Genomic DNA, 25,178 nt, shown 5'->3' with positions numbered 1-25,178 from the left:
AACGTGATGACACCATTTATAATAAGCCGCACGAGAAATTTCAGCCAAGCGGCATAAATTACTGACAGTATATAGATTCTGGGTGTCTGGATTAATGATCTTTGTCAATTCTTTGATGGCTAAGTATACTTCCTGTGGGATCTTTCGCTCCTTTCCAACTCTGCGAATTTTTTTAACAAGGCATTCTCCGTTGAAACATATTCCAATCTTGCTTTAAGACGTTTGATCTCTAATGATTGGCGTTCATTGGCAGATAGATGGCCATCGTCTGACTTAGCTTTACCACGACGGTCGACCAAGGCCTCTGGGCCTCCTTGTTTAAACTTCTTGACCCAAGCATAGACTTGTCCATAGGAGATATCGTACTGTTTTGTGGCACCTGTATAGTCCATGTCATTTGCGATGACCCACTCGGCAATCTCAATGCGTTCAAGTTGTGTTGTCTTGCGTCCGTTCTTCATGGCTAGATTCCTCCTAGCAGATACTAGTGATTTACCACTAGTATACCGAGAAAGCCACTGAAAAATAACTCCGGGATTTGAGACCTCGAATTTATCACAAAGTTGAGGCATTGAAATACCGCCTGCTAGATACTCTTGAACGACTTGTTCCTTTAATTCGATAGTATAACTTTTACATGTATGTTTGGGTTTTAGTGCGACTATACCTCCATGATGAAATAAATAATTCCAATGACTGATCGTTGTCGCTTTGATACCAAACTCCCGTTCAATAGAATTGGCCGATCGGCCGTTTTTAAGTAGGCCAATGAAATGAAGTTTCTCATCAATAGAATATCTGGAACCTTTTCGGCCCATAAAAAATACTCCTTCCTAAGCAAACAGGTTTTAATTATTTACCTGTCTACTTAAGTAGGAGTATAGCCTGTTTTCAGGCTCTTTTTTGTTGCTTTGGCAAAAGTAAGCTGATTGCCATAACGTTCGTTATCCGCGCAAAGTTTTGATAGCAAGGCTTTGAACAGCCTCCTTGTATTGAAATATTTATATATTGATATAATTAAAATGGGTAAAAATAAAACAAGGGAATAAATAAACGCTGGCAATGAAACAGAAAGGAGCAGAAACCTTGAAGAATCGTGAACAATTGATTATTTTGATAAGCCTCTGCCTAGGTCTGGTACTGGCTGGTTTCACGACAAATCAGGCCTCTGCACAGATTTCGCGCAATGTTCAAAATAATTTAACGACCACGCCAATCGATGATATGCGTGTCAATCCAGATACTGGGCGGCAATACCAACGTAATGAAGGTATTCTGACAGCTACGGGTGTCTATGATGCTGAAAAGCAGGGGACGAATAATAAAGATCTGGTGACTACTAATAATGATGAGATTACAGGTGGTGAGTCACCAATGCTGATTCGCCCATATACTAGCGGCGGTGGTTTCGGTAAAGCACCTTGGTTTAGTTGGAATTACCTGGAATCACCCTCGGGAAAAGCACCAGGTTTCATAGGCTTTGATAATGCCACCCAGGCGAACAATTTTACACCGACTTTTAATGGAAATAACTTCGTAAATAAAATGGATCGTACTGGGACAATGCCTGTTTTAGACAACGATAAAAGCTATGATAATGGTTACCTGAATGTTTCTGGAAATGTACCCGTATCTGTGAAAATAAGAAAGCAGAAAAATGCAGCATTACATTTAATGGCTGGTAATTGGGGCGTGATGATCCGAGTTAAAGTCCCCAAAGATATCGATCGAGTTTCTTTAGCCAATGCCATTGACTGGGAACGTGCCTATTTTAATTTATCGCTACAGACTGTTACGGGCGGTGACTGGACCGGCACTTATAATTTTCCACTACAGTTTGACCATCACGTTTATTTAGATCCAGATGATGAAACTGCCTTTTACTTGAAAGTTAAGGGTGTTCCTTACAAAATTACTCATACGGATAGTTTATTGTTGAATCCTAAAGCGACCTTTAATCTATTAAATTATGCCAGTGATGCGGTGGATTATAAAAATAATTTAACCGTTAACCAAAATGGCACCGGAACTCAAAGTTATCTCGAAGAAAATGGAAAAACAGCATCAGCACTTGGGTTTCAGAAGGCTTGGGCCTTAGGATCGGCGGTTAATAACCTTGGTAATATTGGTTCAGCTAGTGCACTGATTAATTTGGCCAGTGGTGAATTGTTTAATTACGAATTTGACCCTGGTTTATCGCAAACTTTTACTTGGTTAACTCAATTTTTTATTGAGCAAGGTTTCCAAGGCAATGCTAACATCAATTTCAATTTTGATTTATCAAAGTATAATGGCAATTTAACGGATGCTTATAAGGGCTTGACCAAGGCGCGCTTATTCCCATCGCCTAATTCTGACGGGCTTTTTAACCAGGATAATGGTTTGGGTGGCAATCGACGCGACATTGGAATTGATTTATACGGTACCGATCAATTAACGGACCCCTATAGTGTCGGTGAGTCAGCAATCACGCAAAATAATATTATTCATAACACCGGCACATTCAAGGGCAATACGCCGATGGATTACGCGGTCGTGAAGCGCGATCAGGTTGAGCATGGGACGAAATATCCAGTATACACTAACTTCTCATCTTGGAATGTTTTTATTGCCCCATTTGATAATATTATCGACCGAAAAAATGTGGGGCCTGATCAATCCGCTTTACCAACAGACTATGTATCCGGCTTTAATATTCGTAATCGTGTGGCTAACCCTGATCCAGCGATTGATGGTGTCGTTGTTAACCCAGCTTCCGATACGCCTTATACAACCACGGGGGATACCACTAGTACAGATTCCAACAGTCCTTATCGGCTGACGGATAACGGCTTGGCTGGTGTGGTGACGCCACAACGCTATACTAAAGCCTTTAGTTATTTTAACTTTGCCACGGGGCAAGTGGACCCGCAAGAAATTGTCAATGACCCTGATTTGAGACTACAGGCAACCCCAACAAATGCTAGTTCTGCGAACCCTGCCGGTGGTACTGTTGATGCTTTGCCAAGTGGAAATGTGACCTGGGCGTTGAACGGCACATATGGACCTTATAATGTACCAGTGGCGGGTAGCCAATTAAACGTGAATCAATTACTTGATCCAATATTGACTTCGGCAGTGCCAAATACCATTGTGGTAAGCCGGCAGAATTTACTCAATGGGCAAGCTCATGTCATTAATGCGGCGGGCTCATGGGTAGATGGTTTTCCGGGGCCGGATAGTTTAACGATCACTTCAAACGATACACCAAGTGTCACAACAACTACGGGTGATATCTTGAATCAGACCCAGGACAATCAGTTGAATTTAAGAATCGAAAATGATACGACCAATACACCTGGCGGCACTTTAGCAGTGACGACGGAAAACGAGCAGCACGTGGTCAATGCAACGATTGGATTGAACTTACAGAATACAAGTGGTATTTATACCTATCAGTTGACGCTGGCTCGGCCAAATGGCATTATCGCACAGGACAAAGCTGGCAACCGTTGGACAACGGCTTCTGGTTCAGACCAGGCGATGAAAGAAATTAGAATTTTGGTCGTCGATGATGCCCAAAGTTCGCTGCGGTTAGAGAAAGGTTTTGTGATTGGAACCCACACGACGACGACGGATACAAAATATGTCAGTCAAAATGGTGACAAAGTCATTGTCAATGTTAAGGGCAAGCAAACGAGTGATCAAGCATTGAATGGCGATATTTATTTGCAGGTTCCAACGATCAATGGTGCCACTCTTAATACGGCGACTGGCGTGACCGTGAATTACAATGGTCAAACTTATCCAACAACCTATAATTCGTTCGTAAGTTACCCAGGATTCAATGCTTACCAATGGACCTTGCCCAATGGCGGCAGCTTACCAGTAGATGCTGAATTTACGTACACCTATACGTATGACGTCACTGATATTAGCCAAGTGCCTGATCAGTCTGATATTTTAGATATGGCTTTTACGCTAGATGGGTTCACTTCTCGTTATTTGGGACAATCCAATCAAGTGACATTACTTAAAGCCAGTGGACCACAGCTATTAAGTGTCCCAGAGCTGGACTTTGGCACTAATCAGTTAGAAAGTGGCTCGCAGCCGCGTCAGCTTGAAAATAAAAATGGCACCCCAACTATTGAACTCTATGATAACTCAATAACCGATAGTTGGACTTTGAGTGCGGTCATGACACCGTTTACCAATCCGGACACCCAAAAACAATTAGCGGCAGACCAGTCGGCTGTTAATATTGAACTTGGCCAGGCGACAACAACAAATAACGGTAATCAAGACCCAAATTTGATTGTAAATCACACGGCGCAAAAACTGTTTGCAGATGGGAGCACACCAAGTATTTTATATGTTCTCGATCGCAGTCTGGAAGAAAGTAGTCAAAATCAGATCAGTCTGGCGTACCGAGATAATGCTAAACTAAATATCCCCGACAATGTCTGGCAGCAGATCATTCCGGGGAAATATGAAGCGTATATTAATTATCATGTGACGTTGGGACCTTAGAAATTTTGACGGTAGAAGTCATACTTGCGTTTAATTTCAAGAATGGGAGCACTTAACACATGTTCTTTGCCCACGGTATCTAATTTGAACGCCTGGTGAATCTGGGCCATTAAGTGGGCATCAGCTTCAAAAAAGTGGGTTGGCAGCGGTGTATTTAAGGGTTCAATACTTACTTGCTGCAACTTGCTTAAAGTAGCTTGATATAAGTCTTGTAAAACATCAGCATAGGCTTGGTCCACATACTTGAGTTCAACATGTTCCATTTGGTCGTAATAGTCTTGATCGGTTAGGCCACGTAGCTGCTTAACTAATTCTTGCTCGTCATAATAATGTGCATAGTATTGGTCCCAGTCCCGGGTGGCATAGCGGTTAAGGCGCGTCAATACTTGTTGACCTTCAGAAGTCAGGTTAGCCGCTGCTGACCAATGCAGCGCTGGGTCACGCAAATAAGGATGCAGTAAGATTTGAAATAATTGATCATAAAAGGAATTTGGTTGGATCTCAGGTTCAATTTCAGGTTCATAATCAGGACCAATGCTTTGTTTTTCCGGTAAATCAGCAAGGCTTAAGTCAGCAGATTGTAGTGCCTGTAAGAATTCACGCTCTAAATCAGCCGGCTGACCATTGCTTAGCAGGGCTTTCATGAGTGCTTGGTCAGGGTCAATATGATATTGACCGATGATTTTAGCAAGTTGTTGATATTGGCTTCGCAAACCATTCAATAGTGGCTTTTGATTGGCATAATAAAAACCTTGTTCTGCCAGCATTTCTGTTACTTTTTGTAATTTATGTTCTAGCAAACTGACATTTTGCACCAGATCAGCATCTTCTTTTGGAAAAAAGAAAAGGTGCAGTACCATATTATTTTGTTGGATCTCAATTTCTAAAGCCTTACGTAATAGCGGCCGCCAAGACTCGAAATAAGTTTGTTCATATATATTAAAAACTTTGGGTGTAAAGTCGTGGTCACTTTCAGAGTTATAAATTTGCACCATCTGCTCACCTTCCTACTATAATAGAATATAGGAGTTGTGATCATATGACCATTAGGTATTATCCTAAAAAGATATTTTTTTAGGCTGACAAATCTCAATTGATGGTATATAATCATCAATCCATTCTAATTTCACCTGTTTGGAGGTTGACTGCTATGTTAAACGACCATCAATTAAGTTCAAATGATCATTTATTATATTTAGGTGAAGATAATGAAATCAGTGTTTCAGTCGTATTTTATGATTTGACGACCGTTGAATTTGAACGCCAAATCAAACGACTTTTTCAGGCTTATCAACGACTATTACCTGCTGATGCAACTTCGGGTCAGGAACAAACGACACTCGCACAGGTACTAGGACATTTAAATTTAAGATTAGAACCCAAGATTCGGGGGATCAGTACGGCAAATGATATTCATTTACCAATTCTAAAGAAGCATTTGATGGCGCTAAGCATTGACCACTTACATCGTGAATTAGCCAGAGTAGGCGTAGCCATCAATAAGTTTGCCTTTTATAATCAAACAATGGCTTATTATTTTGATTTTGGTAAAAATAAATTATTGCCATTCCATACAAAATCACTAACACTTTCAGCATAATCAAGTCAAGGAGGTCAGGTATTATTTTAGATCAAACATGGTTGGCACAGTTACCCGTTCACGATATTCAACAAGTAACACCAGTGGGCGGCGGTGATATTAATGATGCGTATCATTTGCAGACTAGAGACGCAGATTACTTTTTGCTAGTGCAGCCTGGTCAACCTCAATCCTTTTATAATCATGAGATCGATGGATTAAATTTATTGGGCGCGGTGGTCAATGTGCCCCACGTGATTGCCAGTGGTCAGATTGAAAGCGATGCTTATCTTTTGATTGACTATATTCCTAGTGGGCAAGGTGACCAAGCTCAATTAGGCCAGATGGTTGCCCATTTGCATCAAACGATAAGTCCTAATGCCCGTTTTGGCTACAAAACAAGTTTTTACTCGGGAAACTTTGAGGTCCGTAATGATTGGTCTGATAATTGGTGCGACTTTTTCCTACAGACGCGTTTACAACCGTTGGCTCAAAATTTACAGCAAAAAGGGTTATTTCTACCAGAATGGCAAGTTGAATTTCAGCACGTCGTGGTTAAATTTCAAAAATTAATGCAACAGCATCAGTCTAAGCCAGCTTTGTTGCATGGCGATTTGTGGGCAGGTAATTATCTATTTGCCGATGATGGAACGCCGTATTTGATTGATCCATCAGTTTGGTATGGGGACCGTGAATTTGATCTAGCACTAACAACGGTTTTTGGAGGGTATAATGAGAGATTCTATGAAGGGTATCAGCAAGTTTATCCCTTAGCAAGCGGTTGGCAAGCACGCATTGAATTTTATCGGTTGTATTATTTGATGTTGCATACTTATTTGTTTGGCGCTGATTATCAACCTAGTGTTAGCGCAATTTTACAACAGTATTAGGCAGATTAAATCGTGATTAGATATGATAGACTAATTATCATTGTATTATTGGTTTACATGCCGTACGTATATGTTATGCTGACATTAGCAAAAAAAAAAAGGAAGATATTTATGAAGCGGGTTTTGTTCGTTTGTTTAGGTAATATCTGTCGTTCGCCTATGGCAGAAATGATGTTCAAGCAATTGATCAGACAACGTCATCTGGAAAAACAGATCAGTGTGGATTCTGTGGCAACTTCACGTTATGAAGCGGGCAATCCAATTCATTTAGGTGCACGTAAGGAATTAAAGCAACATCAGATTCCCTGTGAAGCACATCAGGCACGTAAAATTACGTCACGTGATTTTGATGAAGCCGATTTGATCATTGGTATGGATTATCAGAACATCAGCACTTTGAAACGTCTGGCGCCCAATACGGTGGATACAAAAAAAATTCACCTAGCAGCTGATGTCTTGCCAGATGATGCGTCATTTGAAATTGCTGATCCTTGGTATACTAATAATTTTGATCAGACTTATACTGATTTGGCGCGTTTATTGCCTAAATGGTTAGATAAGATCGAAACACGGCTGCCACATGGCGATTTGGCACTAGAGTTTTAGGGGTAGAGCTACAGTATATTTGGGGTTGCTGAAACTATCACTTCGTTGGGTGGTCAACGTCGTGATGGTTTTTTTGTTGCCATTCTTTGCGAAGAATACCATATTTCACACTATTCCAATAGCGGTTTTGCCAGAAGCGGACTTGACGAATCTCCGCTTCTTTTTTTAAGCCTAAACTTTCGGCCAGATGAATCATGCGTAGATTGCCTGACCAGGTCGTTAATCCAATATGTGGTAGTGCGATTTGATCAAAAACCTTGGTAAGCCACTGTCTTAATGCTTGCTTGCCAATACCTTGATGCCATTGACTGGGTGCATAAATAACGATGCCTACCTCCAGCCAGCGTTGTAAGCTGCCATCGACATAATGTGCCGAGACTTCACCGACAATTTGGTCGTCAACGCTGATCACTTGACAAAAAGGGTCATGTAAATAACGCTGACTTGTATAAGTCAGAAACTCATTTTTGCTAGGTAAGTGGTCGTGAAAATAAGGGCCATTCCATTGCGTCCATTCAGCTTTAGGATCACTAAAAGCTAATTGCCAGAAGTCTTGCAGTTCACTTGATTTTAGTTGTCGAATTTTAATTTGCATGGCACATACCTCATTTAATCTAAGTTTACGCTTAAGCTTCTACGGCTGAAGGGCGGATCACAATTTCAGCACCATCACGGGTGATCAAGCCAAACACATGTTGCTCTGGATTTTCAGCTAACGTACCAAAATCAATCGCTGGTAAGCCATCGATTTCAGTCAGACCTTGATAACGATTTAAAATAAATTTTTTTAGAATATCTGCTTGATGCGTGAATTCAGTGACTTTAGATGCTGCGGCTTGTAAAGTGTAGCCTTCGTCTAAAAAGTGTTTGATAGAGGTAATGGCAATGACAGTTTTAAAATTGTAAGTTCGTGTTTCGCCTTCTTTTTTTGCTAAGGGTTTAATATAACCGCGCTTTTCCCAATAGCGGAGTTGACGTGTGGAAATGTCGGTCATTCTAGCAATTTCGCCAATACCGAAAATCAAACGGTCAGTGCTTAAGAAAGAAAATTGATGTTTACCATTTAACATACGCACAGAACCTTTCCGAAATTTACTACTGTAATTATAAGTTATTTAACGTCCATGTCAAATTTGTTTATTTATATGTCAATTTGATTGACAATGTTTTCTGAAAGTATTATATTAGTCAGCAGACTTTTAATAAGTAAAGAGGGCATATAAATGGCAAATTCACAAGTAACTGATGTTAATGGCAAGCCTTATAACCGCATGCTGCTATTAATGACGGTCATTGTTGGTACGTTTACAACGGTGCTGACGCAAACACTATTGGCAACAGCCTATCCAACTTTGATGAAGGCTTTTGATATTTCAACATCTACGGTTCAGTGGCTGACAACTGGATTTTTGCTGGTCAATGGGATCATGATTCCAATCAGTGCATTCTTGATCAATCGGTTTAATTCAAAGTATCTTTATATTTCAGCGATGACAATTTTCTTCATTGGCACGGTCATCTGTTATATTGCACCTAGTTTTGCCATTTTATTGACAGGACGTTTGATCGAAGCGATGGGTGTTGGGTTATCTATGCCTTTAATGCAGACCGTATCACTTTCGATTTTTCCACCAGAGCGGCGGGGTGCAGCCATGGGTATGGCCGGCTTAGCCATTGGTTTGGCGCCAGCGATTGGCCCAACTTTATCTGGGTGGGTCATTGATAATTATAGCTGGCGGACTTTATTCGGCATGATTCTACCGATTGCCGGATTAGTTATCTTTGCCGCATTTTTCTTCATGAAAAAAGTATTAGAAACATCAAAACCAACACTAGATGTTTTATCGGCTTTACTATCCACAGTCGGCTTTGGCAGCTTACTATATGGCTTCTCAGAAGTTGGTGATAAAGGTTGGGGCAGTGCCATCGTCATTTCCACCTTGATCATCGGGGTCATTTTTATTGTGCTGTTTGGCTGGCGCCAACTCCGTTTGGAACATCCATTTTTGGAATTGCGGGTCTTTACGAATGGGACATTTACAATTTCCGCAATTTTGAGTTCCGTGGTAAATATGGCCATGGTCGGTGCCGAAATGGTATTGCCCCTATACATGCAGACGGTTCGTGGTGATACGGCGTTACAATCTGGATTGACATTATTACCTGGAGCGTTGATGATCGGTATCATGAGTCCAATTACGGGACAACTATTTGACCGCTTAGGCGCTAAACGTTTAGCTATGACCGGGTTAACACTTTTGACATTAGGGACGATTCCTTTCGTATTCTTAACAGAAAACACCCCAATGATCGAAGTAACGATCCTTTATGCCGTTCGGATGTTTGGGATTTCAATGGTTATGATGCCAGTGACAACTGCTGGTATGAATGCCTTATCTTATGACTTGATCAGTCACGGTACTGCTGTCAATAATACGGTGCGCCAGGTCGCTAGTTCGGTGGGGACCGCTATTTTGATTTCAGTATTGTCCAATGTGACCAACAATCAAATGCCTACAAAACATGTTCTGAAAACCACACCATTACTTTACAAAGACCAGGCTATGGCTTCTGTTTTGAGTGGTTATCATGCTGCCTTTGCCGTAGCTGCTTTATTCTGTGTGGTCGGCTTGGCCATCAGTTTCTTCTTGAAAGAGAAACGCAATCATCAGGAGGTGGCTAAATAATGATTATCTTCCTATTAATACTAAGCGTCATTTTATTCGCAATCTTCATGATTGGTTTTAAACCCGGTATCTTAAAATCAGTTTTAGTGGCTTTATCATTAGTTCTGATGTTGGGGGCTATCACTATGTTTGTCGCTAATGATCAATTCCATTGGGGCATGAAAGAAACCACCGAAGTCGTGGATAAGCCCTTGACTGCCGCGGCCAATATCAATGGCACCAATACAATATTGTATAAACCTCTGGGGAATGGTCACGAAAAGATCTTTATCTATAAAACAAATGCGCAGCAAAAGAAAGTGACCACGACATCAGCGGATGTTAAGGTAACTAATAAACTCGTGCGTAGTGCCCAGATCCAGCACCCCGTGTTAACACAAACCACTTATCGGTATACGTATAAAAATAGTGGCTACCGGTTGCTCTTTGCGGGAACCAGCAGTAATAACCGTTACAAGAAACGGACCAATACATTTAAAGTGCCGCAAACCTGGGTTGTTTTGAGCACGAACCAAACCGCAAAATTGCAAAAACAAGCAAAAAATCAGAAAAAAGTGATGGCCGCAAAAATGAAGCAGGTCATCCAACAGCAAGTGCAGCAAGCTCGGCAGCAAAATCCTAACATGACAGCACAAGAGCAAAAGGTGCTTGTCCAAAAGATCGAAGCCCAGGCTAAAGCACAAGCAGCACAACAAGTTAAAACACAATTAGAACAAATGAGTCTAAAGTAAGTTAAAATATATATATAGAAAAACACCATTATTAAAAATGATTAGTAATGGTGTTTTTTTGTTTTGACAAATAAATCTATGAATGTTAAGTTGTTATTCAATGAATATTTAGATAATAGTTCCAGCAACCATCTTCTATTATTATATTTAAAATATTTAAATATCTATAAGGTGGTATTTTTTTGAAAAAGCATTTTGTATTAAAAGTTTTATTAGCCTCAACTGAAGGAGTTATGTGGGTGATTGGTTAGGAAATTTAATTTTATGATAAAAACTAGTAAGCAGGATCAATATTTGGCAGTTTTGTTGAGTATTGTCGTTAGCCTGATTGCATTTGAATCTCAAAATGTTGGTTTGTTCATTGTTGTTGCTGTTTTTGGCCTTATATGGCTCATTAGTGAGGTTTATTTTTACGCCAAATTAGGCTATATGATTTTACGTTATGGTCGTGAGGGTCAACCAGATCCACCAGCTGATTTTGAAAGTCGAATGCATTTGCCCATGGCATGGTTTGTACCAATGGCGATAGGCCTACTATTATTAAGTGCTTTTTTATTTCAAAATTGGTGGCTTGTTTTGTTAGCTTTTGGCCTAGCCCTATTATTATTTTATCGGTATCGATGGCGTTACCTTTCTGAAAACAGTTAATTTATAAAATTCGATAACATATAAATGCTGATACGTCTATTGGGATAGGCGTATTTTTTGTGCGTGAAACATAGTAGATAGCCGATTATAAGATTGGGCGCATTTTAATTGGTATTGACTAGTATATTAATTAAGACTTATCGTTTGGATTATTCATATTTCTTTAGACCGACTAATGGGGTGGGGATTAATGCCTAGATAAAAGTTAAGTGTTTGTGTTAAATGGTCACGTTTTTGCTAGTAACACAGGCTGGCCTACGCTTAGTTTAAGGGCAATCCCTATATTTTTTGTAAACGCTTACTTTTAACTTATTTTATGATAAGCTTTAGTTGAATTTTGATCCTACTCACTGAGCAATTGATTCAAATGGAGGTGGCGTTTATGGAGGAGCGAATTATTCAAGCAATTGAAGCCATTGTTGGTGCGGAAAATATACAAACAGAGGCGACCGATCTTTATACTTATGGTTATGATGCCAGTCCGGAGTTTCATCATGAGCCCGATCTAGTAGTAGCGCCAGCAAGCAAAGATGAAATTATTCAAATTTTAAGTGTGTGCCGTGATAATAGGGTACCTATCGTTGCTCGGGGAAGCGGCTCTAATTTAAGCGGTGGCACAGTGCCGATTGCTGGGGGCATTGTTTTACTTTTCACTCGGATGAATCGAATTTTAGAATTCGATCAGCAAAATTTAACATTAACGGTTGAGCCTGGCGTGATCACGCAAGAAATTAATCAATATATCGCAGATAGTGGCTTATTTTTCCCACCAGATCCTGGTTCTATGCAGATTTCGACTATTGGCGGTAATATCAGTGAAAATTCGGGGGGCTTACGTGCTTTAAAATATGGGGTTACCAAAGATTATGTTTTGGGGTTAGAAGTCGTGATGGCGAATGGTGATGTTATCGAAACCGGCGGTAAACTAACTAAAGATGTGGCTGGATTAAATTTGACGCAGTTAATGATTGGCTCTGAGGGAACTTTGGGCATTATTACCAAGGCTATCTTGAAATTAATGCCTAAGCCAGAGGCAAATAAGACCATGATTGCGACCTATCGAACGATGACGGCGGCGGCCCAATCGGTCAGTGACATCATTGCGGCTAAAATCACCCCGGCTACGATGGAATTTTTAGATCAAGTGACGATTAAGGCAGTAGAGGATTTTGCCCATGTGGGTTTGCCGACAGATGCGGCTGCGATGCTATTGATTCAACAAGATGGGCATCCGCGTGAGATCGATGCCGATATTGAAACAATGGCCGCAATTTGTCGTGATGGTGCCGCCATTGATGTGCAAGTCGCCAGGGATGAAGCCCACGGCGCACAATTGATGGCGGCGCGCCGGACAGCGCTTTCGGCATTAGCTCGTGTCAAACCAACAACGGTTTTGGAAGATGCCACGGTACCGCGCTCAGAGATTGCGGCCTTGGTCAATTTTATTAATGAAACCGCCCAAAAATATCAACTATACATCGGTACCTTTGGGCATGCTGGTGATGGCAATATGCATCCGACGTGTTTGACGGATCTACGTGACGAAGCGGAAATGAAACGGGTCCACCAAGCGTTTGCTGAAATCTATCAAAAGACGATCGAATTGGGCGGCACCGTTACCGGTGAACATGGGGTCGGTTTAGCTAAATTACCCTATTTACCTTGGAAATTAGGTGCTGGTGGCATGCGTGCCGATCGCGCCATCAAAGCAGCATTAGATCCAGATAATATTTTAAATCCACAAAAGCTTTATTAAACCTAGGGAGGGTTTACTATGACAGTGCGTCAGCCTAAAACTGAGATCCAACAAGCATTTGATGCGCGCATGGATCGAGATAAATTATTGCAGTGTATGCGTTGTGGTTTTTGTCTGCCAACTTGTCCCACGTATATTACATCTGGTTTTAAAGAGTCCCATTCACCTCGGGGGCGGATTGCCTTAATGAAGGCAGTAGCTGACGGTGAAAAAGAACCTGATGAAGATTTCTATCGTAGTATCGAGCTATGTTTGGATTGTCGGTCTTGTGAGGCGGTTTGCCCTTCTGGCGTGGCATATGGTGAATTGATCGAAACTGCCAAGCAAATTTTGATTGATCATCATAAACAATCGATCAAAGAAAAAGTCATTCGCGCTATGACGGTACGCGGCTTGTTTCCCCATCCGGGTCGCTTGAACTTTGTCGCCGATTTTGTCTCATTTTATCAAAGCAGCGGTTTACAGAAATTGACCCACGCCATGCGGATCATGAATTTGTTTCCAGCCAGTTTGAAAGCAATGGAGGCTGTGGTTCCAGATGTTCATACCTACAAGCAGCCGGTTGATGCTGCCAAATATCAAGCGGATCTACCACCAAAGAAATATAAAGTTGCTTTCTTTGAAGGTTGTTTAATGGGTTCCATGTTTAAGCGAACCAATAGCACGTCAAAAATTTTATTAGAACTGGTCGGCTGTGAAGTGGTTTCACCAAAACAGCAGATTTGTTGTGGTGCTTTATCTGATCATAGTGGTGAAAAGGCAATGGCTCGTGATTTGGCTCGTCAAAACATTGCGGCTTTTGAGAATTTAGATGTTGATTTCATCGTTAACAACGCAGGCGGATGTGAAGCCGAATTGATTGAATATCCGCGCTTGCTAGCTGATGATCCTGACTGGTTACCGCGGGCGCAAGCTTTTGCAGCCAAAGTCAAAGACGTCACGCAGATTTTAGCACTGGTAGGCTTAGACCAATTTCATTTGGCATTACCAGAAATGACCGTCACTTTCCAAGATTCCTGCCACCAACAAAATGTGATGAAAGTTGCAGCAGAGCCACGCCAATTATTACGGGCTATCAAGGGTGTTCATTTGGTGGAAATGGAAGCACGGGTGAGCTGCTGTGGTTCTGGAGGTATCTATAATATGGTTGAGCCAGACGCATCCGGTCATATTTTGGAATGGAAAATGGCTAAGGTCGCTGCTATTCCAAAAGTACAGCGCATCATTACAGCCAATCCTGGCTGTTTTATGCAAATGCGTTTAGGTGTCGAACGTGCTGGTTTGGCGGGTCAAGTTCAAGTACAATCTATGACTGATTTCTTATTAGATGCGGTAAATTATACCCGTTACCATCATTAAACCATTTTTATTTTTCTAAAAAGATACTCATATTTTTGGCATCAGTGCGGTAATCCTGTTATGATAGTCCCAGAAAATAAGTAAGGGATAAGGACAATCATGAGGCGAAAAGTATTTTGGGTGATTTTGGCAGTAATTGTGCTGACGTTAGGTGCTTATTTGGGGTACCACAGTCAGGATGAACGTAATTATGCAAGGCAGACACAGTTGGAACGCTTGAATCATCGGGCGGTCTACCAGCATGAAGTGGCATTAGCACAGCTACGTGCGCGGCAAGATCAAGCCAAGGCACGGGCTGAAGCTGATCCAACTCATGGCTGGCAAAAAGTAAACGGCCCCGTACAATTACCAATTTTAATGTATCATAGTATTTCAACGGGTAATTCTTTGCGGATGCCACCAGAACAATTACGTCAGCAAATGACATGGTTAAAGCAAGAGGGTTATGATACACTTACGCCAGAAGAAGCTTATTTGGTATTAACGACCAATAAAAAACCAGCCGATAAAATCGTCTGGATCACTTTTGATGATGGTTATCGTGATAATTTGATTCAAGGACTGCCGATTTTTAAGGCACTGCACATCCATGCCACAATCAACGATGTGACAGGCTATCAAATGTTGGGGGATTCTTTGAGTATCAATGACTTGAAAACATTAAAGGCTAATGGCATTAGCATTGAGAGTCATACTGTTTCACATAAAGAATTGCCAACTTTAGCACCGAATGTGCAGCAGCAAGAATTGACTAATTCTAAACAGGAACTAGATCACGTATTACATCAGCGCACGATGGCTATTGCTTATCCAGTTGGCCGGACAACACCAGAAACACCGGCGATGGCCCAACAAGCGGGCTATCAATTAGGTGTGACAACTAAAGAAGGTTTAGCTCAAGCGAGCCAAGGGTTACTGACACTAGATCGGGTACGCATCAATCCGGGCGTTACCCGGGATCAATATTTAAACTTGTTGCGGACCGGTTTTTAATGTAGCGTTTTTGACAAATAAATCATATCTTTTAATTCATGGCCACCCTCAATAATGGGATGGTCATAATTTTGTTTAAAGAAGTTTTTGATGCGATGACTATATTGGTAGCCGAGTTTTTGATAGAAAGGCAAGGTCAAGGGGCTTTCACCTGTTCCCAGGGTTAAAGTTTGATAGCCTTGATTTTTAGCATAGTTTTCCACTGCCTGCATCAGTTGGCGGCCAAACCCCTGGTGCTGTTTTGCCGGAACAATGGCAATGTTTTTAAGTTCTAATGTTTTTTCTGACTGGGGTACAGCCAGAGCAACGCCAAGCAAACGTTGCTCGTCAAAGAGGGCAAATAATGGGCCTTGATTTAAGTATCTTTGGACCATCTCAGCCTGTTCATCACCAATTAATAAGATATCCATAAAGTCAGCTTGATCTTGGAAAAATATTTTAATTTTCATGAGGGGCTCCTAGTATTAATTTTTTGATAAAAATTTGGTTTTTGCGTAAGATAGGTGTGTGTGCAAGAGGAGGGAAGCTTTGTGTCGAAACGAACCTTACAGATAGGTGTTCTTAATGTCATGCATGATAAGGCGGCAACGAAGTTTGACTTGACGCAGGCTTTATCGCATTTTGAGATACCCGTTCAATTGCACTTTTATTATCCCACATTACACTATCGCGGTCGATCTGTGCCAAATGATGTCAAACAATTATTACAGCCACTAGATCTTAAGGCGGTGGCGCGCTTGGATGCCTTCATTATTACTGGTGCACCGTTGGAAACAATCGATTTTGCGGCCATCACTTATATTCAGGAAATTCGTGAGCTTTTGCAGGTCTTGCAGCAGCTGCCTAACCGGTTATATTTATGTTGGGGCGGCATGGTGGCGTTACATGAATTATATGGGATTCACAAACACAATTTGCCCCATAAGCTGTTTGGCGTTTATCCCCATCATATTGTGACACCCAGTCCGTTATTGGCAGGGTTGCAGGAAGGCTTTTTAGCACCGCATGCGCGCTATGCCGAGATGTCTCCAAGTGAGATTGAGCAACAGCCCCAACTTAAACTACGAGCTGTTTCTAAGCAAGGACAGCTGTTATTGGTTGAAAATCATGATGCCAGTGAGGTTTTTGAGTTTGCGCATCTGGAATACGGGCAAAAAGGGCTATTAGCAGAATATCAACGCGAGACCGCTGCTCATCCAGAGCGTACTTATCGCAAACCGGTTCATTATTTTAAAGATCCAGATCATTTAAGCGGGCCACAATTTCTATGGCGGGATACGCAACGACACTTTTTTTACAATTGGCTGAAATTAGTGCAGGGAAATGTTGGTAGATAACTGTCAGAACGTTTGATAATTGGAGGTTTTAAGTATGGTCAAAGCTGCAAATAATATTACTGAATTGATTGGCAACACACCGTTAGTCAAGCTAAATCAGGTGGTGCCAGCAGAGAGTGCTGATGTCTATGTTAAATTGGAATTCTTTAATCCTGGTGGTTCCGTCAAAGATCGAATCGCGGCGGCCATGATCATGAAGGCAGAACAGACGGGCAACTTAAAAGCGGGTCAAACGATTATTGAGCCAACGTCAGGTAATACGGGTATTGGCTTAGCAATGGTAGCAGCCGCAAAAGGCTATCATTTGATTATCACAATGCCAGAGACAATGAGTATTGAACGCCGTAAGTTGATGCAGGGCTATGGGGCTGAATTAATTTTGACACCAGGGGCTGATGGTATGCCTGGCGCAATCAAAAAAGCTGAAACATTGGCACAAGAACATGGCTACTTCATGCCGATGCAGTTTGACAATCCTGCTAATCCAGATATTCATGAGCAAACAACGGGTCCAGAAATTATCGCCGCTTTTGAAGGTAAAACGCCGGATGCTTTCGTCGCTGGCGTGGGTACTGGTGGAACTTTGACAGGCGTCGGCAAGGCTTTACGCAAAGTCAATCCTAATGTTAAGATCTATGCATTGGAAGCAGCCGAATCGCCCATGCTAAAAGAAGGTCACGGTGGTAAACATAAGATCCAAGGTATTAGTGCGGGCTTTATTCCTAAAGTTCTAGATACCCAGCTTTATGATGATATTGTAGAAGTGACTAGTGAGCAAGCACTTGAAATGGCCCGGAAAGTAAGTCATGAAGAAGGCTTTTTGCCAGGCATCTCTGCTGGTGCTAATATTTTTGGTGCCGTTGAATTGGCTAAAAAATTAGGCGCTGGAAAATCAGTTGTTACCATAGCACCAGATAATGGCGAACGCTATTTGTCCACGGACTTGTTTAACTTTTAGAGCATACATTTAAACCAAAACTGTTCGTAATTAATAGGTGGTGAGAGTGAGACAAAAGGCGCTCAGCACCTGAGCACTAACAAGAATTGCGAAAAATGGTGGGCTTGCCATTTGAGCCATTCGTGGTTAGGTGAGGGTGTTGCCTTTTGGCACACGTTTAAAAATTTAATTGTTCGTAAACACATAGTGGCTGAAAACAAAACGTTAATTTTGTCCCAGCCACGTCACCTTTTTTGAGGACTGATAATATCATGTTCATTCAATCAGGTTCAGAGTAGTGCTGGTAGCTATCATATAATGAATAGGCGAGGTGATAATATGGGTGAAGCCATGGAAAGAGTATTTCAGAAATCAGAAAATATTGATCAAGGAATTCGTAAAGGGCTCATTTTCAATTGGATCAATTTTGTGATTTTAGTCTGTTCGATCGTTATTGCCTGCGTGGGGTTGAATTTAAATTCAACGCCAGCAATTATCGGAGCTATGCTGATTTCTCCGTTAATGGATCCTATTTTAGGTATGGGCTATGGCATTGGCAGCCAAGATTTGAGGTTGACAGCTAAAGCAGTCAAACTTTTTGTCTTAGAAGTTGTTACTGCCCTAGGTGCTTCAATGCTGTATTTTTGGATCTCACCGTTAAACGATGCTGGTCAACAAATTATCAGCCGTAGTAATCCAACAGTCTGGGATATTATGATAGCCATCTTTGGTGGGTTAGCCGGTATCATCGCCAAGGCCAAAAAAGACTCTAATAATATCATTGTTGGTGTTGCTATCGCTACGGCGTTGATGCCGCCACTATGTACAGTTTCATTTGGGTTAGTCTATCAAGATTGGAAAATTGCCATTGGCGCCGGTTATTTATTCTTATTGAATGTATTTTTCATTATGTTCGTGACAATTCTAGCTACGGCGCTTTTTAGTTTATCTCATCGCGATCAAAAAGCGATGTCGCTCAAAAAAAGATTGATTCTATTGGCGATCGCCATGATCATTTCAGTACCAAGTATTTATTCAGGTGCAAGTCTCGTTCAAAAATCATTGAATGAACAGCATTTAAATAGTTTTATTAACGTAGAGTTATCTGACTATGTGGTAACCGATCAAACAATTGATTCGGCAAACCAACAAATTGAGTTAACTGTGATCGGCCCTTATTTGAATTCTAAAAAAATCGATCAATTGGAACATGAATTAAAAAAATTCCAATTAGGCGAACAAAAACTCAAACTGACTCAATTTCAAAGTGATAAATTTGTGACAGCACAGCAAATGAAACAATATGTCAAAGACAATCAGTCGAAATTAAGCGACCAATATGGCACCGTTGTCCAACGAGGTGTCGATTCAGCTTCTAAATTACAAGAATTATTAGATTCAAAATATCCCGATATGATTGATTCAGTTTCCAGGGATCAACAAAATTTAGTTGTGACAGTCAAGCCTCAGACATCTACTGAAGTTAAGCGTCAAATAAAAACGTACACGGAAACGATTATTAGTAAGAAAATGACAGCACAGGTGGCAACGAAACCATAGCAGTACGCTGTGCTAGTTATAAATAAATTTGCAAAACATATTGTGAAACCCCTCCCAAAATGGTTATAATAATTGTTGTGACAGATAATAATTACTATTAATTTATTTAAAGGGGGATTTTTTTATGGAGAAACCTGTTGAAACATTAGAGGGATGGTATTGCATGCATTTATTGTGGTCAATTGAGACCTCAAAGTGGCGGCAACTACCAGCAGATACAAAGCAGGCCAGGGTCCAACAGTTTCAAAAGCTACTGCAGCAATATTCAGATCAGGAAGCTCAGGGACAGGGCAGTCATTATTTATTTAATGTTTCTGGACATAAGGGCGATTTGGGCTTGATGATTTTAAGAGAAACATTAGATGAATTGAATGAAATTGAACTTGAGTTAGCAAAATTGCCATTATTTGATTGTCTCAAACGGGGGCGTTCTTACGTATCTGTCACCGAAGTAGGTACCTACACCGGCAAGCCTAAGTCAGAAAAGGGCTGGGCTTATGTTAATAAACATTTAAAACCAGAATTACCACAGAAACCTTATATTTGCTTTTATCCGATGTCTAAGTTACGTGTTCCGGGGGCTAACTGGTATACCTTAACTTATGAACAGCGGCAACAATATATGCATGACCATGGCGTTGTTGGTAGAACCTATGCTGGTAAAATTTGGCAATATATTACTGGATCTATTGGGTTAGATGATTATGAATGGGGGGTAACTTTGTTTGCTGATACACCATTGATGTTCAAAAAAATTATTGCCGAGATGCGCTATTATGAGGCTAGTTCCGTTTATGGTGAATTTCCTTATTTTGTCATTGGCACGCATTTAGACTTTGAACAATTGGATCATTTCTTTTTATCAGGTTGGGAGGCATGATTTAGTGTGATCAATACAATGGGGAAAATTCGAACGCACTTTTGGATTTATGCAATTGCCGTTTTTATTTCTCAATTAGATGGCGGTACGGTTTCAACACTATTGCCCTCAATTACCAAGGCTTTTGATTTGAGTTCCATCACCGCTTCTTGGATCGCAGGTATTTATACATTAGGGTTGGTGGTCGGGACACCGATTGCATCAAACTTATCCGATATTCATGGGGCAAAAAAAGTATTCCTGGGTGAGCTCATTATTTGGTTTATTGGGACGTTGCTAACTGCTTCTGCACCAATATATCCTGTATTGTTGCTCGGACGTTTCATTCAGGCTTTGGGGGATTGTGGCATTATCGTTTTATCGATCAATATTATGTTACATAGTTCAAATCATCAACGCCAAGGTCGACGTGTGTCCGTTGTTGGCATCGTATCTGGCTTATCTTCAATTTTTGGACCCATTTTCGTGGGTCTGACGCTCGCTATGACCGAAAATTGGCGGACATTTTATTACAGTCTGTTACCGTTCATCGCAATTTTATTTTTACTAGTCTGGTATATTTTGGATAATGAGACTCAAACTAATACTTGGCGAACTGACTTCTTTGGTCTATCTACGTTTACCGTGTTTATGACTTGCATTATGTTAATACTGACTTTTGCCCAGCGCTTCAATCTTTATAGCTATGCAATTTACGCTTTAGTTTTTATAGGCTTGATTAGTTTGGGGTTATTCCTACGTGCTGAACATCATGTCAAAGCTGACCAACTGCCATTTTTACCGATTCAATTATTGAAAAAGTCAGCTTATAGTTTAACACTTTTGCTTGGTCTATTAGGCGGCACTTTGTTTTCTGTTTTTATTTACATTCCAACCTATATCCATACGGTTTTTCAATTACCAATGCGTCTTTCTGGAATGACTTTAGTTATTACCGGATTGGGTAGTGTGATTGGCTCGTGGATCGGCGGTTTATTAGTGGATAAACTAGGTAATAAAAAGACACTGATCGTTGCGGCAAGTATTATCGGATTGTCGGGCTTATTACTTGCGCTTAACTTAGAAAACTTGGGATTCTTTGCTGCCGTTTCATTTTTCTTGGGTATCGGGTTAGGTAGCTTTATGTCGGCACCACTGCAAGTTATCGCTGGTAGAATGGCTGGTCAAGGCAATCATATGCAAGCGATTGGTGGTCTATCTACGACCAAAAAAATTGGTGCGACGATCGCACCTTTGATTTATGCTTCAGTGATTCAACTTAATTTTAATCATGGTCAGACAGGGGCCAAGATGTATCAAGGTATTTTCATTTTATTAGTTGTCATTGCGGTACTAAGTATCCTGATCACAAGTCTTATTCCATTCAAGAAAGAAGAAAAAATATGAATCATAAAAAGGCAATTTTATTGATGGCTTATGGGACACCTTATGACTTAACAGATATTATGGCGTACTATACGAATATTCGGCATAACCATCAACCAACCCCAGAGCTTTATAATGACTTGGTTGCACGCTACAAAGCGATCGGTGGCACATCGCCGTTAGCAAAAATTACTCAAGCTCAGGCTGATGCATTGCAGAAAAAGTTGAACAAGACGTTTCCTGATCAGTACGAGGTTTTTGTTGGCTTGAAATATATTCACCCATTCATCAAAGATGCTGTCGATCAAATCGCAAGTCAAGGCATCCAAACCATCTATGGCATACCACTTGCGCCACATTATTCGACTTTTTCGACAGAAGATTACCATAATCGTGCGAAAGCAGCTCTAGCAGCCTATGATGGCATCAAATATATTCCAGCTAAGAGTTGGTGGGAAAATGATGATTTGATCCATTTTTGGAGTGATCAACTGACTGACTTAGCATCACTGACCGAACAAGAAACCACGCAAGTTATCTTTAGTGCACACAGTTTGCCACTAAAAATTATTGAAACTGGGGATCCTTATAAAGCACAAATTGAAGCAAATATTCATGCGATTGCTGCTGCGGCTGACTTAAAGGCAAATCAATATACGATTGCCTGGCAAAGTGCCGGCCGAACTGGCGACCAGTGGATCGGGCCGGACTTCGTCGAGGTTGCCAAAGATTTGATTCAAAATAAAGGTTTTAAACATATTGTTTCTGCTTCGATCGGTTTTATTAGTGATAATCTTGAGATTCGTTATGACGTAGACATCGAATTGAAAGCTGCGATTGAAAATAGTGGGGGGACGTTAACACGACTACGGATGCCAAATGCTGATGAGCCCTTGATCAATGCGCTAGAATCCGAAGTTGAACGATTGTACACGATGGAATCTTAAATGCTAACTAAAAAACCGTCATTCTCAGATGTTTGATATACCTGAGAATGACGATTTTTTGATTTATTAAATATAATGGGGGCGGGACAAAATCAACGTTTTGTCTACGGCCCTGATTGTTTCAAGGACGCTTGTATCTTAAACGTGTTCCAAAAGGCAACGCCCTCACTCAACGACGAATGGCTCAAACGGAAAGTCCACCATTTTTCGTAATTCTTGATGATGCTTGGGCGCTGGGCACCTTTTGTCTCACTCTAATATAATTCAAATTAGCCGATCACTTGAACTGTAGCTGAAGTCACACCATAACTTGGAATAGCGCTATTTGGCATTGCGACATCCAATTGTTGTGGGTTGCTATAAGCAAAAGTACCAGTATCGTTTACCACTCGGTCTAAGACCGTCCCGTCTGCAAGGGTGATACGTAAATGAGTCCCTCTAGGGAAAACAGATAGGTTCGCAGCGACACCGCCGTAGCCCATGTTTGAGCCTAAAACAGCTGGATCATAAAATGAAATTTTGTAAGTACCAGCATTTTGAGCACTTGTGTTCGCAGTATTTGTTGTTTGCGCTGCTGTGCTTTGAGGAGCTTGTTCAACGGCAGCTGGTTGTGTTTGGGCTGCTTGTGCTTGTGCAGCGCCGGCTACATGAACTAATTCACCTGGGTAAATTAAGTCAAAGCCGCCAACTTCACGGTTGTTCAACTGTTCCAATGCGGAAACTTGCATGCCGTAGTTACCGGCAATGCTCATGTAAGTGTCACCAGCCTCGACCGTTACCGTGCCGTTGCCATTGTCGACTGCAGCTTCTGCTTGGTTTGCACCTAATGCTGTCAATGCAATTGTACCGGCGAATAGTAAACCTACTAGTGCTTGTTTTTTCATGAATATAAAAACTCCTTCTTCTCTTGAGTTGCTAACGACAGTAACCCAATCGACAAACGCGTTCGTCAAAGTTACGAGCTATAGAATAACTGGTTAATGTAACAAGCACGTTACAGAAGCGTTAATATTGAGTAACGCGAACATTTGTTTTGTTACTAAAAAGAAATAAAAAAATTCAAAATCCTGATAAAATAGGATTTTGAATTAAATGGATTGTGCATAAATGTTTAAAGTTTTTCATGAAAGCGGCTTATAAAATACTCGATATAGCGTAATTTTTTTCAAAAAAGTTATTTTTTGGTCAATTGGGTTTCCAAAATTTGATAAATTCGAACAACATCATCTTTTGTGCCGCGAAGTTCATAATCAGTGATGAAAGGGGCATGAAATTCTGCCGCATATTGCTTAGCCGTTAAGCAATATTGGTTATTAAAATTCTTGTTGCCGCTGCCAATGATGCCCAGACAGTGGCTGGCGTTGTTGCCATATTCAATATATTCACGCATGGCGTTTGTCATGATCTCTTCTGTCCCATTGTCAATACCATTGCCGCCTTCAAGATAAGTTGGCACAAAACAGAAAAAATCTTCATTTTCTTGAGTTTCTGGTGAAGCTTCGCTGATCTCTTTCAAATGAATTTCGGGGTGATTTTGATCATGTTGATGTTGTGCTGCCGCGTAGTCTTGTAGGTTTTTAACAAACGCACGCGTATTGCCTGAAATAGATATGTAGAGAATGTTCATCATATAAAATCACACTTTCCTAGGGATAATAAAACTATAGCAGTTATTTTTATAGAAGTTAAGGGTTGTTAAGTTAGATGGCTTGAGGTGAAATACTTGCATCTCTGACCTTAGGCGCATACAATAATGTTAGAAAATGAATTGTATACAATTTATTTTAGTGGTATTTGTCACTTTAGTTTAAGAGGAGGGCGTCAAATGCAAATTAACATTAAAGCAGCTGCTCGAGCTTATTTAGCCGATAAAATTGATTCAGGAAGCTATGTCTTCTTGGCTACAGACGATGGTTCTAGTAAATTTTCCAAATTAGGCGGGTCGTGTGCGATTGGCAATAAGTTTCAGCTAGTTGTTGGAACACATGCCGATGACGACTATCAGACACCTGTTGAAAATAACACTGATTATCAATTATATATTTCTGATGGTGAAAAGCCATATTTAGGTAATGGGTTGAGTTTGGATTATAAAAATGCCGGTTTGGTATTGAAAGATGATGGTGGCTTGATTGATGGTGGGGTGACCGTTACAAAAGTTGATCAGGCAGCGTTAAGTCAAAGCGACGCTCGGCGCAAAGAAATGAACGATCTTGGCGGTAAAATCTGCTAGATGCACAGACATGGTTAAATCACATTAATAATTGTATATGAAAAGTAGCTGAAAACGAATGTATGTTTTCAGCTACTTTTCTTTTACTTTAATCGCATTTAAAAATGCTAAAGTGGTGCCCCTGCCAAGGAACTTTATTATAACATTTTAAATCTAATTTG

General features: G+C 40.8%; 24 protein-coding genes. 17 read left to right on the top strand and 7 right to left on the bottom strand.

Annotated elements, in window-relative coordinates:
* Positions 1–119: 119 nt before the first annotated feature.
* Positions 120–818 carry a helix-turn-helix domain-containing protein gene (locus tag FHQ08_RS08435; protein WP_230913969.1) on the bottom strand — a complete coding sequence of 233 codons (699 nt, stop codon included), beginning with the start codon at positions 816–818 and terminating at the stop codon, positions 120–122.
* 244 nt (positions 819–1,062) lie between these two features.
* Between FHQ08_RS08435 and FHQ08_RS08430 the strand changes: the two genes are divergently transcribed.
* Entirely contained in the window at positions 1,063–4,509 is a 3,447-nt protein-coding gene (locus FHQ08_RS08430; protein WP_230913968.1) for a hypothetical protein, read from the top strand.
* On the opposite strand, the gene FHQ08_RS08425 is transcribed toward FHQ08_RS08430, so the two are convergent.
* On the bottom strand, positions 4,506–5,504 hold the full coding sequence (locus FHQ08_RS08425; RefSeq protein ID WP_230913967.1) for a hypothetical protein: 999 nt from the start codon (positions 5,502–5,504) through the stop codon (positions 4,506–4,508). The genes FHQ08_RS08430 and FHQ08_RS08425 overlap by 4 nt on opposite strands.
* 155 nt (positions 5,505–5,659) lie before the next feature.
* On the opposite strand from FHQ08_RS08425, the gene FHQ08_RS08420 reads away from it, so the two are divergent.
* The 3 genes from FHQ08_RS08420 to FHQ08_RS08410 all read left to right on the top strand — a co-directional run bounded on the left by FHQ08_RS08420 (position 5,660) and on the right by FHQ08_RS08410 (position 7,584).
* Positions 5,660–6,109, top strand: coding sequence for a hypothetical protein (locus tag FHQ08_RS08420; protein ID WP_230913966.1), 450 nt, complete (start codon positions 5,660–5,662; stop codon positions 6,107–6,109).
* Positions 6,110–6,150: 41 nt separating this feature from the next.
* Positions 6,151–6,978 carry a fructosamine kinase family protein gene (locus tag FHQ08_RS08415; protein WP_230913965.1) on the top strand — a complete coding sequence of 276 codons (828 nt, stop codon included), beginning with the start codon at positions 6,151–6,153 and terminating at the stop codon, positions 6,976–6,978.
* 111 nt (positions 6,979–7,089) lie between these two features.
* The gene (locus tag FHQ08_RS08410; RefSeq protein ID WP_230913964.1) at positions 7,090–7,584 is read left to right on the top strand and encodes a low molecular weight protein-tyrosine-phosphatase; all 495 of its coding nucleotides are present in this window, start codon (positions 7,090–7,092) and stop codon (positions 7,582–7,584) included.
* Positions 7,585–7,621: 37 nt separating this feature from the next.
* Here FHQ08_RS08410 and FHQ08_RS08405 read toward each other — a convergent pair whose 3' ends face one another.
* Both FHQ08_RS08405 and FHQ08_RS08400 read right to left on the bottom strand, forming a co-directional pair.
* On the bottom strand, positions 7,622–8,179 hold the full coding sequence (locus tag FHQ08_RS08405; protein WP_230913963.1) for a GNAT family N-acetyltransferase: 558 nt from the start codon (positions 8,177–8,179) through the stop codon (positions 7,622–7,624).
* 31 nt (positions 8,180–8,210) lie between these two features.
* Positions 8,211–8,654 (bottom strand): MerR family transcriptional regulator, encoded by a 444-nt coding sequence (locus tag FHQ08_RS08400; RefSeq protein WP_230913962.1) that lies wholly within the window; start codon positions 8,652–8,654, stop codon positions 8,211–8,213.
* Between the two features lie 153 nt (positions 8,655–8,807).
* Between FHQ08_RS08400 and FHQ08_RS08395 the strand changes: the two genes are divergently transcribed.
* The 6 genes from FHQ08_RS08395 (at position 8,808) to FHQ08_RS08370 (ending at position 15,758) form a co-directional block, all read left to right on the top strand.
* Complete coding sequence (locus tag FHQ08_RS08395) at positions 8,808–10,271, top strand: MDR family MFS transporter (RefSeq protein ID WP_230913961.1); 1,464 nt, start codon at positions 8,808–8,810, stop codon at positions 10,269–10,271.
* On the top strand, positions 10,271–11,002 hold the full coding sequence (locus FHQ08_RS08390) for a DUF4811 domain-containing protein (protein WP_230913960.1): 732 nt from the start codon (positions 10,271–10,273) through the stop codon (positions 11,000–11,002). Before FHQ08_RS08395 ends, FHQ08_RS08390 begins: the two co-directional genes overlap by 1 nt.
* Before the next feature lie 264 nt (positions 11,003–11,266).
* Positions 11,267–11,650: a hypothetical protein gene (locus tag FHQ08_RS08385; RefSeq protein ID WP_230913959.1), complete on the top strand. Its 384-nt coding sequence runs from the start codon at positions 11,267–11,269 to the stop codon at positions 11,648–11,650.
* Positions 11,651–12,032: 382 nt separating this feature from the next.
* A complete protein-coding gene (locus FHQ08_RS08380) occupies positions 12,033–13,406 on the top strand; it encodes an FAD-linked oxidase C-terminal domain-containing protein (RefSeq protein WP_230913958.1) in 1,374 nt (457 codons plus the stop codon).
* Between the two features lie 18 nt (positions 13,407–13,424).
* Positions 13,425–14,765: a (Fe-S)-binding protein gene (locus FHQ08_RS08375; protein WP_230913957.1), complete on the top strand. Its 1,341-nt coding sequence runs from the start codon at positions 13,425–13,427 to the stop codon at positions 14,763–14,765.
* Positions 14,766–14,864: 99 nt separating this feature from the next.
* Positions 14,865–15,758, top strand: a complete 894-nt coding sequence (locus FHQ08_RS08370; protein ID WP_230913956.1) for a polysaccharide deacetylase family protein — start codon at positions 14,865–14,867, stop codon at positions 15,756–15,758.
* Here the strand turns inward: FHQ08_RS08370 and FHQ08_RS08365 are convergent.
* Positions 15,755–16,207: a GNAT family N-acetyltransferase gene (locus tag FHQ08_RS08365; RefSeq protein WP_230913955.1), complete on the bottom strand. Its 453-nt coding sequence runs from the start codon at positions 16,205–16,207 to the stop codon at positions 15,755–15,757. The genes FHQ08_RS08370 and FHQ08_RS08365 overlap by 4 nt on opposite strands.
* Positions 16,208–16,288: 81 nt before the next feature.
* On the opposite strand from FHQ08_RS08365, the gene FHQ08_RS08360 reads away from it, so the two are divergent.
* From FHQ08_RS08360 to hemH, 6 genes are all read left to right on the top strand, one after another.
* Positions 16,289–17,095: a homoserine O-acetyltransferase/O-succinyltransferase family protein gene (locus FHQ08_RS08360; protein ID WP_230913954.1), complete on the top strand. Its 807-nt coding sequence runs from the start codon at positions 16,289–16,291 to the stop codon at positions 17,093–17,095.
* Between the two features lie 34 nt (positions 17,096–17,129).
* Positions 17,130–18,053 (top strand): cysteine synthase A, encoded by a 924-nt coding sequence (gene cysK / locus FHQ08_RS08355; RefSeq protein WP_230913953.1) that lies wholly within the window; start codon positions 17,130–17,132, stop codon positions 18,051–18,053.
* A gap of 297 nt (positions 18,054–18,350) precedes the next feature.
* A complete protein-coding gene (locus FHQ08_RS08350) occupies positions 18,351–19,592 on the top strand; it encodes a DUF389 domain-containing protein (RefSeq protein WP_230913952.1) in 1,242 nt (413 codons plus the stop codon).
* A 124-nt stretch (positions 19,593–19,716) separates the two neighbouring features.
* Positions 19,717–20,472, top strand: a complete 756-nt coding sequence (gene hemQ / locus FHQ08_RS08345; RefSeq protein WP_230913951.1) for a hydrogen peroxide-dependent heme synthase — start codon at positions 19,717–19,719, stop codon at positions 20,470–20,472.
* A 6-nt stretch (positions 20,473–20,478) separates the two neighbouring features.
* Positions 20,479–21,858 carry an MFS transporter gene (locus FHQ08_RS08340; RefSeq protein ID WP_230913950.1) on the top strand — a complete coding sequence of 460 codons (1,380 nt, stop codon included), beginning with the start codon at positions 20,479–20,481 and terminating at the stop codon, positions 21,856–21,858.
* Positions 21,855–22,784, top strand: coding sequence for a ferrochelatase (gene hemH, locus FHQ08_RS08335; RefSeq protein ID WP_230913949.1), 930 nt, complete (start codon positions 21,855–21,857; stop codon positions 22,782–22,784). Before FHQ08_RS08340 ends, hemH begins: the two co-directional genes overlap by 4 nt.
* 269 nt (positions 22,785–23,053) lie before the next feature.
* On the opposite strand, the gene FHQ08_RS08330 is transcribed toward hemH, so the two are convergent.
* Together FHQ08_RS08330 and nrdI are read right to left on the bottom strand one after the other, a co-directional pair.
* The gene (locus tag FHQ08_RS08330) at positions 23,054–23,668 is read right to left on the bottom strand and encodes a LysM peptidoglycan-binding domain-containing protein (RefSeq protein WP_230913948.1); all 615 of its coding nucleotides are present in this window, start codon (positions 23,666–23,668) and stop codon (positions 23,054–23,056) included.
* A gap of 290 nt (positions 23,669–23,958) precedes the next feature.
* Positions 23,959–24,411, bottom strand: coding sequence for a class Ib ribonucleoside-diphosphate reductase assembly flavoprotein NrdI (nrdI, locus tag FHQ08_RS08325; RefSeq protein ID WP_230913970.1), 453 nt, complete (start codon positions 24,409–24,411; stop codon positions 23,959–23,961).
* A 198-nt stretch (positions 24,412–24,609) separates the two neighbouring features.
* Here nrdI and FHQ08_RS08320 point away from each other — a divergent pair, with 198 nt between their 5' ends.
* The gene (locus FHQ08_RS08320) at positions 24,610–25,017 is read left to right on the top strand and encodes an iron-sulfur cluster biosynthesis family protein (protein ID WP_230913947.1); all 408 of its coding nucleotides are present in this window, start codon (positions 24,610–24,612) and stop codon (positions 25,015–25,017) included.
* Positions 25,018–25,178 lie beyond the last annotated feature (161 nt).

The sequence above is a fragment of the Agrilactobacillus fermenti genome (genome assembly GCF_021030645.1).
Taxonomy (GTDB): Bacteria; Bacillota; Bacilli; order Lactobacillales; family Lactobacillaceae; genus Agrilactobacillus; species Agrilactobacillus fermenti.
This window is presented reverse-complemented; position numbering and strand designations above follow the sequence as displayed.

Bases quoted from the DNA above. Each gene is read 5' to 3' on its own strand.
- hemH (WP_230913949.1), top strand. From the start codon at position 21,855: ATGAATCATAAAAAGGCAATTTTATTGATGGCTTATGGGACACCTTAT.
- nrdI (WP_230913970.1), bottom strand. From the start codon at position 24,411: ATGAACATTCTCTACATATCTATTTCAGGCAATACGCGTGCGTTTGTT.
- FHQ08_RS08425 (WP_230913967.1), bottom strand. From the start codon at position 5,504: ATGGTGCAAATTTATAACTCTGAAAGTGACCACGACTTTACACCCAAA.
- FHQ08_RS08390 (WP_230913960.1), top strand. From the start codon at position 10,271: ATGATTATCTTCCTATTAATACTAAGCGTCATTTTATTCGCAATCTTC.
- FHQ08_RS08420 (WP_230913966.1), top strand. From the start codon at position 5,660: ATGTTAAACGACCATCAATTAAGTTCAAATGATCATTTATTATATTTA.
- FHQ08_RS08370 (WP_230913956.1), top strand. From the start codon at position 14,865: ATGAGGCGAAAAGTATTTTGGGTGATTTTGGCAGTAATTGTGCTGACG.
- FHQ08_RS08385 (WP_230913959.1), top strand. From the start codon at position 11,267: ATGATAAAAACTAGTAAGCAGGATCAATATTTGGCAGTTTTGTTGAGT.
- hemQ (WP_230913951.1), top strand. From the start codon at position 19,717: ATGGAGAAACCTGTTGAAACATTAGAGGGATGGTATTGCATGCATTTA.
- FHQ08_RS08350 (WP_230913952.1), top strand. From the start codon at position 18,351: ATGAATAGGCGAGGTGATAATATGGGTGAAGCCATGGAAAGAGTATTT.
- FHQ08_RS08330 (WP_230913948.1), bottom strand. From the start codon at position 23,668: ATGAAAAAACAAGCACTAGTAGGTTTACTATTCGCCGGTACAATTGCA.
- cysK (WP_230913953.1), top strand. From the start codon at position 17,130: ATGGTCAAAGCTGCAAATAATATTACTGAATTGATTGGCAACACACCG.
- FHQ08_RS08405 (WP_230913963.1), bottom strand. From the start codon at position 8,179: ATGCAAATTAAAATTCGACAACTAAAATCAAGTGAACTGCAAGACTTC.
- FHQ08_RS08375 (WP_230913957.1), top strand. From the start codon at position 13,425: ATGACAGTGCGTCAGCCTAAAACTGAGATCCAACAAGCATTTGATGCG.
- FHQ08_RS08430 (WP_230913968.1), top strand. From the start codon at position 1,063: ATGAAACAGAAAGGAGCAGAAACCTTGAAGAATCGTGAACAATTGATT.
- FHQ08_RS08380 (WP_230913958.1), top strand. From the start codon at position 12,033: ATGGAGGAGCGAATTATTCAAGCAATTGAAGCCATTGTTGGTGCGGAA.
- FHQ08_RS08365 (WP_230913955.1), bottom strand. From the start codon at position 16,207: ATGAAAATTAAAATATTTTTCCAAGATCAAGCTGACTTTATGGATATC.
- FHQ08_RS08400 (WP_230913962.1), bottom strand. From the start codon at position 8,654: ATGTTAAATGGTAAACATCAATTTTCTTTCTTAAGCACTGACCGTTTG.
- FHQ08_RS08395 (WP_230913961.1), top strand. From the start codon at position 8,808: ATGGCAAATTCACAAGTAACTGATGTTAATGGCAAGCCTTATAACCGC.
- FHQ08_RS08320 (WP_230913947.1), top strand. From the start codon at position 24,610: ATGCAAATTAACATTAAAGCAGCTGCTCGAGCTTATTTAGCCGATAAA.
- FHQ08_RS08435 (WP_230913969.1), bottom strand. From the start codon at position 818: ATGGGCCGAAAAGGTTCCAGATATTCTATTGATGAGAAACTTCATTTC.
- FHQ08_RS08410 (WP_230913964.1), top strand. From the start codon at position 7,090: ATGAAGCGGGTTTTGTTCGTTTGTTTAGGTAATATCTGTCGTTCGCCT.